Source organism: Pseudopedobacter sp. (assembly GCF_040392825.1).
Classification (GTDB): Bacteria; Bacteroidota; Bacteroidia; order Sphingobacteriales; family Sphingobacteriaceae; genus Pseudopedobacter.
The window spans coordinates 1-13858 of record NZ_JBEBVH010000090.1 but is presented as its reverse complement, the minus strand read 5'-3'; the positions used below and the strand labels follow the sequence as shown (position 1 = coordinate 13858).

The following is a 13858-nucleotide window of genomic DNA, read 5'->3' as shown; positions in this document are numbered from 1 at the left end:
GTGAAGATCCAGTAGTATTTACAGGAACTAGTTTTCTTGGTCAATCCGCAGCATATCCGGAAATTTTTAATACTTTCAGATGGGTAGTCACCAATACGGTTGAAGGTGATAAAACAATAAAATTCCAGTACAGAAGAAAAAATACACCTACAAGTGTACAGTCATATGTAGATATATCTTCCACCACATTTGAGCAAGGGAAAACATATAATGTAGAAATAATCTGTAATAATACAGACCAAACACAAGAATTTATGTTAAATGCGATCTCTGTTAATATCAACTCAAGACGGACGATGGTTGTTGTTGATGGTAATATTGTTGCAGTAGAGGATTTGGCAAGTGCAGCTAAAGACGATCAAATTTATTCAAATGTTATGCCGGTTAATAATGTTATTAATAGCTTTGCTTTTGCAGGACATAAAGGCTCAGGTACAGTTACTCCCGATTCAGAAATTACCCTAAGCAATATCAGCTGGAATTATGTAAAGCCTTCTGTTTTGCCTGTTAGTTTTATTTCTTTTACTGGTAAAAACACAAGTGAAGGTGTTCAACTAAACTGGGAGACAGCCAGTGAGGAAAACAACTCTCGTTTTGAAATTTACAGATCGAATGATGGTCAAACATTTTCTAAAATAGGATCTCTGGCCGGTAGCCTAAATTCTAATCAAATTAACAGTTATTCATTCATAGACGATTCTCCTTTTCAGGGAGGAAATTATTATCAGCTTAAACAAGTTGATGCGGATGGAAAATCCAGTACATACGCTAAAACGGTGTTTGTAACAAACAGTTTTGGAAAAGAAGAGTTTAACGCTTTTGTTTCTCAGGATAAGCAGATTAATCTTAAGATTTTTTCGGATAAAAGCGAAAGAGTTTCGGTGTGTCTCACAGATGTCACAGGTCGGGTAATCTATCAGGGCGGTACAACTTTAAGGCAAAATGAAAATCGTATTCAGCTACCATTAATACCGCTGATTCCAGGTATTTACGTTGTTAGTATGGTTAATGAAGATAATAAGGCAAGAACAACGAAAATAATATTATAGTCGATACCCAATATAGTTGAAATGTATAAGAAAAAGTTTTTTTTCAGAACCTTTGTTTTATTAATGACCTGTTTTTTTATAAAGGAGGGTGTTTATGCTCAAAGTAGAGATAAGGTGTTAGTGCTCGGGGAAAGTGATAAGTTAACCAGCCTGGTAAATAAGCTGAAAGCAGATTTTGATGTCGCTTTTGTTAAAAATGCTGAAGACATAGCGGCTAATAACTTTAAATTACTTATTCTGGCTTCAGAAAACACCGTTGATGCAGCTTACAGAATTCCGGTACACGAGTTCTTAAAAAAAGGTGGTAACGTTGTATTTTTAGGGAAAGAGACTTTTAACTATAAGCCTGATTTCCAAAATGGTACGTTGCTCTCTGATTTTAAAAAAGATTTTGAAATTGTATGGCCAGAAAGGGATTTTAAAATAGCGTCAGTAGATAAACCAGAGATAAAGACCTATGAATGCGCCACCTGTAAAACAATAAGTTTTGAAACCAAAAATCGGGGAATGAGAGATGTCCTGTTAGGGTTGAGTGTTAAGAATAAAGCATCGAAAACAAAGAATACTCTAAACTTCAGAGCTAAGGGAAGCCATTTTATGGATCTGTTAGCTTTGGAAATAAAAGATACAAAAGGGAAAAAATGGTATTCTTTTCTGCCCGTATCTCCAGACTGGGAAACATATTCTGTATCGCTGGCGGATTTTATCCCTGAGAACTGGAGTAATGGTGCTCAGGCTTATCCTTTGTTAGATCCTTCAACGGCGGACTCATTATATATCGGTCTTAATTCGTCTACTGTATGGAAAGAAAAAGCCATGGGTTTTACTTTAGGTGATATTAAAATAGGGGAGAACAGAAAAAACAGTTATCAGCCATCAGCTTTATTACAAACGTTAAGATATCCTTTTCAGACAATAGGGATAAAATATCCTGAATGGATCATCGATCCTTTTTTTAATTATAGAAAATTGGATCATGTTAATCTTATAACAAAAGGAAATTTCATTTCTCAGGTGTCTGTTCCTGGTACATTTACAGAAGTTTATGCCTTGCCGGAGTTTTTTTATGAACATCCGGTTTCTACATCTGGTACCGATACCAAAAAGACTTATGACAATAAGGAAAACAGAGTTTCCAGAAGAGAGCAACTATTAGTCGATAAAAGCTCGGGCGCTGTTGTAGGAGAATTTATACAGTTTGCTAACGGGCCATATAAGTTAGGATCTATCAGTTCTTTAGGTGTAAATATTTCCGAAATTCAAGCTAAATCCGGAATAAGTGATTTAATAGCCAATCTGATTAAAGAAGTTGCAGGTAAGCCACGTATTATCAGCGTAGCTGTAAATACAACAGAGAAAAAAAACAACAATTCGATTTATCCGCTTTTTAAAGTAAACATTCAAAATGTAAAAAATCAAATCGTTAAGGGCAAAATCGAATTGCTTATTAATAATGGAGTAACCAATACCCTGGACATTGCGCTTGTTCCAAATGTGAATAAACAATATAGCCTGGAGCTAAAATCGTTACCGGCTAATTTTTCCCTGAAAAACTTTGTGTGGAAGGTAAGATTGACAACAGCAAATGGTATGGATGAATTAACTGATACTGTTGATGTCGAAAAAGCTATGCTGGCATCGTTTAAATTTCTGACAAACGCTCAGAAATTTTATCCGGACGGCAGGTTCTCTAATCATTATTTTGGCGATGCTTATGGAGTAAGGGCTATGTTTGCCTATATGGATTACCTGAAACAAAATCCACAGGCAAAGTCCAAATACCCGGATATTTGGGCAGGATTTTCTGAAAGTGACATAAAAAACAGTGCCGAGAAATTCTATGATATGCTGGTCGCCAGACAAACATCATTTGGCGCTTATCCAATGGGTTATTCTGAGCATGCTGGTGGATATAATGTTGCTGACGGTGGGCAAATGGCTTTATCTATAATGCAGTCTGCCAGATACATTTCTGATGTAAACAAAAAAAACAGTTATATCAACTCTGTCGTTAAATTTGGAGATTGGGCAGAGGAGTATTATATCACTCCCGAATTATCAGCACAGCTTAAGATATCTCATCCGGAAGAATACAAAAAAGGCCAGGCACTTGCGGGACTTTATGGTTTAGGATTATCGGGAAAGCGGAAACAACAGACCGGACCATCGTGGGTACTGGCAGATATTATTGCTGCCCAGATATTATTGTCAAAGCAAGCGAATACAGCAGCAGATAAAAGCAGGTTTAAAGCTATCGCAGAAAGAAATTCAAGATTTTATGTGAAGGGTAATTATAATGCAGTTGGATATTATCAGGCAGAAGCGTTGTTCTGGATATATTTAACTACACATGGACAAGATTTAAAAGAACTGATTAAAAATAATTTAAAAGAGACGTTTGTAGAGCCTCTTTTAAAAGGTATAGAAAACGATATGTTTTTGCTGGGAGGTAGGGCAACATTAAAAGCCTTACCATTAATTTATTATCAAAGGTATATTGAAGATAATGAAGATATAAGGGCCGTATTATTTAAATACGTCTGGAATTTTGCAGCAGAGCACAGCTCGAGCTCAATTTATAATACTGCAAAAATTTTTCCTAAGGCTGTTCATGGAGAATCTTTAGCTACATCTAAATATGCTGCATTAAGTAGTCTTTGGGCGATAGAGCTTATCAAACCAGGAAGTAGTTTAGTATCATTTTCAACAAATTAAATAACCAAATACACTAATTTATTATGAATAGCTTAATTAAAAAAAATCTCTTACTCGTATTCCTATCAGTTACAATGATAACCACTGTAAATGCACAGTTTAAAAAAGGCGATGATGTAATCGTATCTTTTCAGAGCAGTGTTTATTATGGTTCACAAACTAATGATCTATCCGTCCAGATATCAACAGACTTTAATGGGAAATCTGATTTTGCAGCTTTAAAATCTGCAAAATGGGAAGATGTTACGTCATTGTTTGAATATACCGATTCAAAGGAAGTTAAGTCTTCTGGGGAAAAAAGTCTTTCTAAATACATACAAGAAGGTAAATCCTTATTTATTGCTTTTAAATATACAGGAAAGGCCTCTGCCAAACCGTCTCAAAGAATGTGGATAATAAAATCTTTTATAGCAAAAAAGGCTGGAAAGAAACTGCAGACATCTGATATAATGTTTATAAATAACCCCGAAAATGACGAAAATGTAAGTTGGGAGATTTGGGGGCAAGGTGCTTTCAGGTTTAGATCTCAGATGACAAAGAAAGCATCTGAAAGCTGGGCCGTTTTAGAAATCAAACCATAAAATACGTAAAGAGAAGTTTAAAAAAATGATTTCGTATAAAACACATCCCTTCCTTCTTTTAAGAAAAATGTATAAAAGTAGTGCTATATTACTGATAGTCCTGCTATTGACAGCTCAGTCAACCTTCAGTCAGTTTGCAGATAAAGATAAAATTACTCTGTCTTTTGAAAGCAGTGTGTATTATGGATCGCAAAAAAATGACTTATCTGTACATTTATCAACAGATTATACCGGGAAAGCAGATTTTTCAGCTGTAAAGTCTGCAAAATGGGAAGATATTACATCGCTGTTTGATTATGCTGATTCTAAGGCATATATACCTTCGGGTATAAAAGATATCTCAAAATATATACAGAAAGGAAAACCCTTGTTTATTGCCTTTAAGTATATGGGCGATGCTTCTGCTAACTCTACTCAAAGAATGTGGATCATAAGGAACCTGATAGCTCAAAGAGCGGGAACTAATTTAGAAACATCAGACTTGATATTTGTAAATAATCCTGAGAATGATGAAAATGTAGGTTGGGAAATGTTTGGGAAAGCTTTCCGGTATCGTAGTCGGTTAACTAAAAAGGCCTCTGAAAGTTGGGCAATCGTGGAAGTTTTTCCGGATAAAAAAACGGCAGAAGCAAAAAAGGCAAATATTTCTGGAAAAACAACAGGTGCAGCAACAGAAAAGGCAGCGTCGAACCAGGTTTCTCAAGATGAAATCAGGACTGCAATGGAAAATTTGTATCTGGGAAAAGGACCAGATTTTACAAAATACGCCCATCCAAAAATGGAAGTTATCAATAAATTTAAGGAGGTAGGGTATGAGCGATGGCATATAAAATATCTTGTAGATGAGAATGAATATGCCCATGCGTATCTTCTGATCCCTTCAGGTATTGTTAAAGGCAAAAAATTACCAGCAGTAATTTGTCCGCATCCAACAGCAGATATAGGAAAAGACAGGGTGGTTGGTATTTACGCCGAACCTGCAAAAAATGAAAAAGACCAGATAAGCAGGGAGAACAGAAGATATGCAACAGATTTAGTAGAGAAAGGATTTGTAGTCATAGCACCCGATAGAGCAGCATACGGCGAGAGACGGTTAGAAAACGGCACTTATAAAACAGAGATGCCCGCTTTTCAAAAATATTTAAATGCAAAACATCCCGGCTTTTCCTTAGTAGGTAAGAGTGTGTACGATTTGAGAATAGCATTAAATGTTTTAATCAGCTTAGACTTTGTTGATTCTGAAAATATAGGTGTTATTGGACATTCTTTAGGCGCATGGGATGCTATCATGCTTGTTGCGTTTGAGCCACGTGTTAAAGCTGCGGTAGTAAATTCGGGAGGTATGCTAACTTTTGATCAGAAATTATGGGATCCGAACTCCGGAGATTTAAGGGAATACTTAAAAAATCCGCAAAAGAGCAATCTTGGAAAAAATACTAACCTTTTTATAATGATGGCGGCTCCCAGAGCAATATTGTACCAATATTCTTTATTTGATTCATTTAATAAAGGGAATCCTAATATTCTGGAAGCCCATAGGTCTATTACTGAGTATTATCAATCTATTCTAAAAAAGAAATGGGTCGATTTTAACTTTTATATGCATAACGCAGGACATGATTTTACAAGAGAATCAAGAATGCTTTCATATGCGTGGTTAGAGGCCAGACTTAAAAAGAGGAGTGATATAATCAATTAACAGGTTTTTATCTAGATATTATTCTCTCAGCCATTAGAGAATGGACGTACATACCTGTTTTTACTATTAAATTCCAGATATGATGATTAGAAATTTACTTTTGATTTTTGTATTATTTATAAATGTTCGTGTTTTCTCTCAGGTTACACGGTTTGTAGGCCCAGAAAGTGTCGGTTCCGGAGATGGAATGACAGCAGCAAATGCAGCAGATTTTTTAAATACTAATTTTTGGACAGACGTTCAGCTATTACTGCAAACGCAACCTGTAACGGTAAAATTTATCGCCGGTATTTATTCCAGGGCATATACCGAAAAACGTCTGTACTTAAACCAAAAAGGACATGCTAAAAATCAGCTGGTATTAGAAGGGGATTTAAATAATACAATTTTCACAGCGCCTACCGGATACGAAACATCGGCCGTTATGGTATGGATTTATAATTCCAGAAATATTACAGTGAAGAACTTTAGTTTTACCGGAAATGGAAGCGTTAATTATGTGTTGAGAGTAACTTCCGGACAGGGGGGTGTAACCAGGGATATTTTAATAGAAAATTGCCGATGGGAAGATATGAGGGGAATTATTTATGGAGCATCTGGAACTGCCCAGTCGACAACGTCCTATGTCACCTATAAAAACTGTACCTTTAAAAGAATAGGATTAAATAGCGGTTCACATATGATATATAATGCTTATGATTCACATCATATCAGCATTATTGATTCGCATTTTGAAGATTGTACAGGAGATTATGTAAGGTTTAGAGATAATTTAGATTATGCTGTTGTTAAAGGGACAACATTCAAAAGAAATTCTGGTTTTGCAGATTATCCTTTTATTGCAATGCCACTTTTCAATGATATTGATCCGGGTGACGAAATTTTTGCCACAAACTATTCATTTACAAATAACACCTTTACCAATGCGGCAATAGCTATACAGTGGTTTTGATCCTATAGGACGTAACCATCTATTAACCACTCAGGAAGGTGCAATTATCACAGGTGGCACAAACCAGCAAAAGAAAGATCTATTGCTAGATAATTTTAAGATCAATACCAATTTGGTAAGGATAAATAACAACATCTATAATTCTATAACCAGGAAAGTAGTTATAAAAAGTGTTACAGCCTATGGTTCCGTATCTAAAGGCTGGACAGGAGATGCTGATATTTCAAATTTATTTAACAATAGCAGTGATCTGTTACCATGGGAAGAAGATTATTATAATCTTCAGGCTGGTACATGGAATAATGAACGTAGAACATTCTCTTATGATTTAGGCGCAGGTACCGGTAATGCAGGTAAAATATTAACAGGTACACCACCAATGACTGCAGGAGGGAGCTCCGTATCTACAGAAAGTACGCCAGGCTTTTTACCTTACATTCCTGTATCTGCGGGAGGTGGCTATGCTCGGGCGGGCTATCCAAGTTCTAATGCAATCTTTACTTTGCAAGATAAGATTCCGGAAGATGCAACACTAAAAATCAGTTCTTCAGGAAGTGGAAATCCAGCGAAATTCTCATTATACAACATCGCAAACACATCACCTATAACCAGTCTGTTTTTTACTGTAACTTTTAAAGACAGTACCTATCAACAGGTAGAATGGGCATGTGCAATGGGAAATCATACTGGTACAGCCAATATACTTTCAAATGCAAGTACTTTATCTGCAAGCTCTTCAACATCAAATCCAGAAGTATTTAATGCTTTCAGGTGGCGAGTGGCAAGAACAAACCCCAATATTATTGACTTTCAGTACAGAAATAAACCGTTAGCCACAGGTAATGCATCATATGTGACGGTTAACTCTACTTCTTTTTACAGAGGCGGTGAATTTGCAGTAGAAGTATATGCTAATAATGATTCGGACCCACAGAGCTATACCCGAGGAGGAGTTGTATATGAAGTACCTTCCAGGGCCTATCATGTTTGGAGTAACGGTGAGCGCATTCTTCGTGAATTGGATGAATATGCGTTTCCGGCTAACCAACTGGCGGCTGGTATTCCAATTAATTCATTTATGGTACACGGAACAAATAGTTCATCTACACCAAGTCCGGATGCTGTTATTGGTGATAATTCAGCAGAATTAGCAATCGGTAAAATCAGGATGGATTTTGTTAGCCAGACACCGATGCCCATAACCTTACTATCTTTTGATGTTAAGAAACGGGACGAGAATGTATTGTTGAGCTGGGCGACAAGTTCTGAAACTAACAATTCCTATTTTGAAATTTTACGTTCTGGAAATGGAAAGGATTTTCATAAGATAGGAAACATAAATGGTAGTGCAACTACTAATCAAATTCAAAATTATAATTTTATAGATAAATATCCCTTATTGGGAGACAACTATTATCTGTTAAAGCAGGTAGATTTTGATGGAGAAACCAAAGACTACGGAGTAAAAGTAATCAGTTTAGATTTTGACAATCCAAATAGGTTTAGGGCTTATACATCTTCGGAAAATGGAGAAATATATTTTTCTTATCTGTCTGCTACTGAAGGGGAATCCATATTAAAAATATTAGATATTTCGGGAAAAAAGCTGGCCGAGCAACAAAAACTACTGAATAAAGGATATAATTCTTTTTCCTTGATTAGCAATTTGCCAGCAGGGGTTTATATAGCGCTTTTAGAATTTAAAGGTAAGTCTATTGCTTTAAAACTTATTAAATAAACAGATTAAATTAGATATGAAATCAATTACTTATACATCAGAAAATCAATTAAGCAGGTACATTTTTAAGATACCTTTATTGGCATTATTGATAATATCATTATTGCTTACAGGTTGCCTTTCTAAAAAGAATTCTCAATCCAATAAATCAGGTTATGATTTATATCTATTGGTAGGCCAGTCTAATATGGTGGGAGTTGGTAAAATTGAAGCTGAAGACACATTGGAACATCCAAGAGTATTTGTTTTAAATGAAACAGACGAATTTGTCTTAGCTAAAGACCCTTTGCCGTTTAAAAGAAAAGCTAAAGGAGTAGGGCCTGGATTAACATTTGGCAAAATAATGGCTGATGCCAATCCTAAAGCTAAAATAGGTCTTATCCCAGGAGCCGTAGGCGGAACAAAAATATCTTATTGGACACCGGATAATCCGAGAGGTCTATATCAGGAAGCAATACGCAAGGCTAAGGTGGCTATGCAACAGGGGAAATTGAAAGGTATCATATGGCAACAGGGAGAATCAGATTCGAATATGAAAGATGCTCCTCTGTATAAAGAACGCTTGCTTAAATTGTTAACAGCTTTTCGTAAAGATTTGGGAGATGATAGATTGCCGATAGTTATTGGAGGTGTAGGAGATTTTCTAAAATCCTCCCAGTATACAGTGGTTAATAAAGCCATGCAGGATGTTGCTGATGAAATAGGAAATGCCAGTTTTTCGGAAGCCAGCACACAAGGACATATAGGGGACAGATTACACTTTAATTCAAAAGCGCAAAGGGAAAACGGGAAAAACATGGCTGCAGCTATGCTAAAAATAAAGAAATAATAAAAACAAAGATTCCTGCTTATAGGCAGGAATCTTTGTTCTGTTTTACCATTTTTGATTGTATTGTGAGCGTAAGAACAAAATTTCCTCTTTTCTGAAGTCAAGAAAGGTTAAGTCCCTAAAACTTTATTCCTGCTCCGAAAGAACCAGTAATCATTCTTGTGCTAAGGTTTTCGCCATTTGAATTCCTGTCTCTGGTAAAAACAGGAAGAAGAGTATAACTGAATCTTAGATCGGCATAAATAAGAGCCCCCGACCGGTTTCTGCCACCCAAGCTGAGACCTGTGATTATGCTGGAATTAAATGTTCTTACATCTTTTAAGTCTTTGGTAACATCGGATGGCGAAGAACCAGGACCTGCATTCGCCTTTGGATAACGTGTAGCATTCATCGCATGTACGGCTATGGCAGGAGCCAAACCCGCATATATCATCGAACTTCCAGAGGAAGATAGTGTGTAACCTGCCTTTAGTGGTAATTCCAGATAATCTATATTATATTTGAAATAGGTATATGCCTGTTCTGTTCCATTGTCTCCAATAATAAGGACACTGTTATTTTCTTTTCTGTAAGCCATACCTCTCGCGTTATACAGCACTTCGGTGCCTAAGATAAAACGATCTGTTTTTGCATAGTCAAAAGTAAGTCCGATGAAAGCCGATATTCTGAAAAATCGTTCATAGTCATTAGAGCCCGAATTACTTTTAGTTCCTAAACCTTCTATATCTTTTGTAAAGAAGGAACCGTTTAGTCCACCTTTTAAGCCAATAGATAAAGGCTTTTTTGTCTGCGCAAAGACAACTACATTTAAACAGACTAATACTGATAGAGAGAGTAATTTTTTTATCATTTTGGTTACGATTGGTTGTTTTGGTTTAATAAATAAGTACCTAAAAAAACTCCGTGCATCGAAATGACGGAGTTTTGTATCTTTTTAGACTGCCTTTATGCGTCTCTTGAATTATTATTGATAAACTTTATTTCTCAAATAATGATCCAGCACTACTAAAGCTGCCATAGCTTCAACAATAGCGACCGCTCTGGGAACTACACAAGGATCGTGGCGACCTTTACCTTTGATTTCATCAATCTGGCCATCTTTATTGATGGTTTGCTGGTTGGTCATAATAGTTGCTACCGGTTTGAATGCCACCCTGAAATTGATGTCCATTCCGTTAGAGATACCGCCTTGTATACCTCCTGAGAAATTGGTTCTGGTAATTACTTTTCCGTCGGTATCCACATCGAAGATGTCATTATGTTCTGAACCTCGCATGGTGGAACCATCGAAACCTGAACCATAATCAAAACCATGGACAGCATTGATGCTCAGCATAGCTTTGCCCAGGTCAGCGTGTAATTTATCAAACACAGGCTCGCCTAATCCAACCGGACAGTTTTTGACAGTACAGGAAACTTTGCCACCTATGGTGTCGCCAGCTTTTCTTACCGAATCAATTAATGCAATCATTTCGTTTGCAGTAGCCGGATCGGCACATCTTGCGATATTGCTTTCCCTTAAAGCTTCAAATTCTGAAACCGAAGAAATGTCAACATGGGGAGCATCTATTGTCCCAACTGAAGAAACGTGAGCTGCTATTTCGATGCCTACCTGTTTCAATGCCAATTTCGCAATTGCTCCGGCGGCAACGCGGGCGGCGGTTTCTCTTGCAGAAGAGCGACCACCACCACGGTGGTCTCTTATGCCATATTTTTGATGGTAGACATAATCGGCATGTGAAGGCCTGAAAACGTCTTTATTGTGATCGTAATCTTTGGATTTCTGATCTTCGTTAGGAATGATGATTGCGATAGGAGTACCTGTGGTTTTTCCTTCAAAAACACCAGATAAAATCTGACAAGTGTCGGATTCTTTTCTTTGTGTGGTGATTTTAGATTGACCAGGTTTACGCTTATCCAGTTCGTTCTGGATGAATTCTTCATCAACAGTAACATTTGGCGGACATCCATCAATGATAACCCCAATAGCTTTACCATGAGACTCTCCAAAAGTCGTAATTCTAAAAATCTCTCCGAATGAATTTCCTGCCATTTTTTTAGTATCTAGTTTTAGTAGCGTTAAGCTTTCAGCCTTCGGCTTTTAGCTTAACGTGAATCCTATTTTTCTAACATCTTCCCAATAGTGAGGATAAGACTTATCTACCACTCTTTCTTCTTCAATTTCAACTTCTTTTACAAATAATGCCAACGGAGCAAATGCCATAGCCATTCTGTGATCCTCATAAGTGTTGATGAAGATTTTCTCAGGGAAATGTAAACCGCTACAATCTAAGGTGTAATTTAAATCCTTTTCAATAAGCTTTACTCCAATTTTAGCTAATTGTTCCTGTAAGGCTTTTATACGGTCTGTCTCTTTAATTTTTAAAGTTTCCAGTCCTGTAAAGGTCGCTTCGTGACCTAAAGCCGCACTAACAACAATAACAGTTTGTGCCAGATCCGGACAGTTTTTAAGATCGAAAAATTTACTATCAAGCGGTGTACTTACTTTTTCTAAAATCAATCCTGTTTCGTTAAAAGTTGTTTTAACACCGAAATGAGACATAATTTCTACGATAGCACTGTCGCCTTGTAAGCTATTTTGTCTTAAATAAGGAAGTGTAATCGTAGCAGAATCTGCCAATGCTGCAAAAGCATACCAATATGAAGCAGCGCTCCAGTCTGGCTCTACAATTAACTTGCTTTCATTAAACTCCTGATGTGGAATAGCAATTTTATTGTCGTTCCAGGTATATTTAATACCACATTGTTCCAGAAAGCCTAAAGTCATTTCCACATAAGGGCGAGAAGTCAGTTCCCCTTCAATTTCCAAAGTCAAACCTTTCGGAAGGAAAGATGCAATTAGTAGTAAAGATGTAATGTATTGAGATGAAATATCTCCTTTGATTTTTACAGCTTCGCTCTTTTGAATGAATTGAGAAGGAATCTGAAGAGGAGGAAAGCACTCGTTTTCGATGTATGCTATTTCTCCGCCAATATGTCTTAAAGCGTCTACCAGTATACCTATTGGACGCTGCTTCATGCGTTCTGTTCCAGTTAAGACGGTATTAATGCCTTTTACTGTGAGGTAAGATGCTAGAAAACGCATAGCAGTACCCGCTGGACCAACATTTGCTTCTGCAATATTTCCAGCAGCTGCATTTTTCAGAATATTATCCAGAGTTACCGTGTCGGCAGCAGAAGAAAGGTTCTCTATCTGAACCTTTCCGTTGCTTAATGCCTGTATGATTAAAGCTCTGTTGCTTTCGCTTTTAGAGCCTGTCAGTTCTATGGTCTGATTGATATTCTTATTGCTATTGCTGATGAGAATATTCTTTCCCATTAGTTTACCTCACTTTTTGAAGCGTTCATGATTTCCGTTTGTTTACGGATTGACTCACTATGAATTAATTCTAAGAATTTTTCTACGAAGTCTTTGTCTAATTTTAGAGCATTAGCCAAAGTCATTCTTTTCTCTAAAATTTCTTCCCAACGGTTTACTTGTAAGATGGTAACATCGTTATCTCTTTTGTATTCACCAATTTTTTGAACCAATGCCATTCTCTCGCCAATTTTTTGAAGAATTAAATCGTCAACTCTGTCGATAGAGTTTCTTAAATTGTTTAGCTTATTAGTGAATTCAGAGTTATCAGAATCGCTGTGTCTTAAAGTTAAGTTGTCGATAATTTCAGCCAATTTAGCCGGAGTAACCTGTTGTTTAGCGTCTGTCCATGCTACAGAAGGATCTCTGTGTGCTTCAATCATTAGACCTTGCATATCCAGATCAATAGCCGTCTGAGCGATATGAGGAATTAATTCTCTGGCACCACAAATGTGAGAAGGATCGTTGAAAATTGGTAATTCAGGAGCTAACGTTTTCAATTGTATAGCTAAATCCCACATAGGTTCGTTTCTGTAAGCAGATTTTTCGAAAGAAGAGAAACCTCTATGAATAGCAGCCAATTTAGTGATACCTGCTCTGTTTATTCTCTCCAAAGCACCAATCCACAAAGAAAGATCAGGGTTAATAGGGTTTTTTACCAACACCGGAACATCAACACCTTGCAATGCATCCGCAATTTCCTGAACAGTGAAAGGATTTACAGTAGAACGGGCACCGATCCAAAGAATATCAACACCGGCAGCTAAAGCTTCTTCTACGTGTTTTGCTGTAGCAACCTCAACAGCGGTAGGTAAACCTGTTTCTTTTTTAGCTTTATCTAACCATCCTAAGCCCTCTACACCGATACCTTCAAATTCTCCCGGACGGGTTCTTGGTTTCCAGATACCAGCTCTTA

The 13858-nt window shown here is 36.9% G+C and carries 11 protein-coding genes; 7 read left to right on the top strand and 4 right to left on the bottom strand.

The genetic code is table 11. The features are described 5' to 3' along the window. The 7 genes from ABWO41_RS08320 to ABWO41_RS08290 form a co-directional block, all read left to right on the top strand. Nucleotides 1–1049, top strand: a 1049-nt coding sequence (locus tag ABWO41_RS08320) for a T9SS type A sorting domain-containing protein (RefSeq protein ID WP_353136313.1), incomplete at its 5' end; no start/stop codon positions are given. 63 nt (nt 1050–1112) lie between these two features. Continuing rightward, the gene (locus ABWO41_RS08315; RefSeq protein WP_353136310.1) at nt 1113–3764 is read left to right on the top strand and encodes a hypothetical protein; all 2652 of its coding nucleotides are present in this window, start codon (nt 1113–1115) and stop codon (nt 3762–3764) included. A 74-nt stretch (nt 3765–3838) separates the two neighbouring features. Beyond that, the gene (locus ABWO41_RS08310) at nt 3839–4345 is read left to right on the top strand and encodes a DUF5017 domain-containing protein (protein WP_353136307.1); all 507 of its coding nucleotides are present in this window, start codon (nt 3839–3841) and stop codon (nt 4343–4345) included. Between the two features lie 25 nt (nt 4346–4370). Continuing rightward, the gene (locus ABWO41_RS08305) at nt 4371–6044 is read left to right on the top strand and encodes a DUF5017 domain-containing protein (protein ID WP_353136304.1); all 1674 of its coding nucleotides are present in this window, start codon (nt 4371–4373) and stop codon (nt 6042–6044) included. A 79-nt stretch (nt 6045–6123) separates the two neighbouring features. Then, nucleotides 6124–6996 carry a right-handed parallel beta-helix repeat-containing protein gene (locus ABWO41_RS08300; RefSeq protein ID WP_353136301.1) on the top strand — a complete coding sequence of 291 codons (873 nt, stop codon included), beginning with the start codon at nt 6124–6126 and terminating at the stop codon, nt 6994–6996. An 82-nt stretch (nt 6997–7078) separates the two neighbouring features. Next, nucleotides 7079–8734, top strand: a complete 1656-nt coding sequence (locus tag ABWO41_RS08295) for a T9SS type A sorting domain-containing protein (protein ID WP_353136298.1) — start codon at nt 7079–7081, stop codon at nt 8732–8734. A 16-nt stretch (nt 8735–8750) separates the two neighbouring features. After that, nucleotides 8751–9563 carry a sialate O-acetylesterase gene (locus ABWO41_RS08290; RefSeq protein WP_353136295.1) on the top strand — a complete coding sequence of 271 codons (813 nt, stop codon included), beginning with the start codon at nt 8751–8753 and terminating at the stop codon, nt 9561–9563. Nucleotides 9564–9681: 118 nt separating this feature from the next. On the opposite strand, the gene ABWO41_RS08285 is transcribed toward ABWO41_RS08290, so the two are convergent. The 4 genes from ABWO41_RS08285 to ABWO41_RS08270 form a co-directional block, all read right to left on the bottom strand. Continuing rightward, complete coding sequence (locus ABWO41_RS08285) at nt 9682–10413, bottom strand: porin family protein (RefSeq protein WP_353136292.1); 732 nt, start codon at nt 10411–10413, stop codon at nt 9682–9684. A gap of 114 nt (nt 10414–10527) precedes the next feature. Next, nucleotides 10528–11616 carry a chorismate synthase gene (gene aroC / locus ABWO41_RS08280; protein ID WP_353136289.1) on the bottom strand — a complete coding sequence of 363 codons (1089 nt, stop codon included), beginning with the start codon at nt 11614–11616 and terminating at the stop codon, nt 10528–10530. 48 nt (nt 11617–11664) lie between these two features. Continuing rightward, nucleotides 11665–12903 (bottom strand): 3-phosphoshikimate 1-carboxyvinyltransferase, encoded by a 1239-nt coding sequence (locus ABWO41_RS08275; protein WP_353136286.1) that lies wholly within the window; start codon nt 12901–12903, stop codon nt 11665–11667. Continuing rightward, nucleotides 12903–13858, bottom strand: a 956-nt coding sequence (locus ABWO41_RS08270; RefSeq protein WP_353136283.1) for a chorismate mutase, incomplete at its 5' end; no start/stop codon positions are given. The genes ABWO41_RS08270 and ABWO41_RS08275, both read right to left, overlap by 1 nt.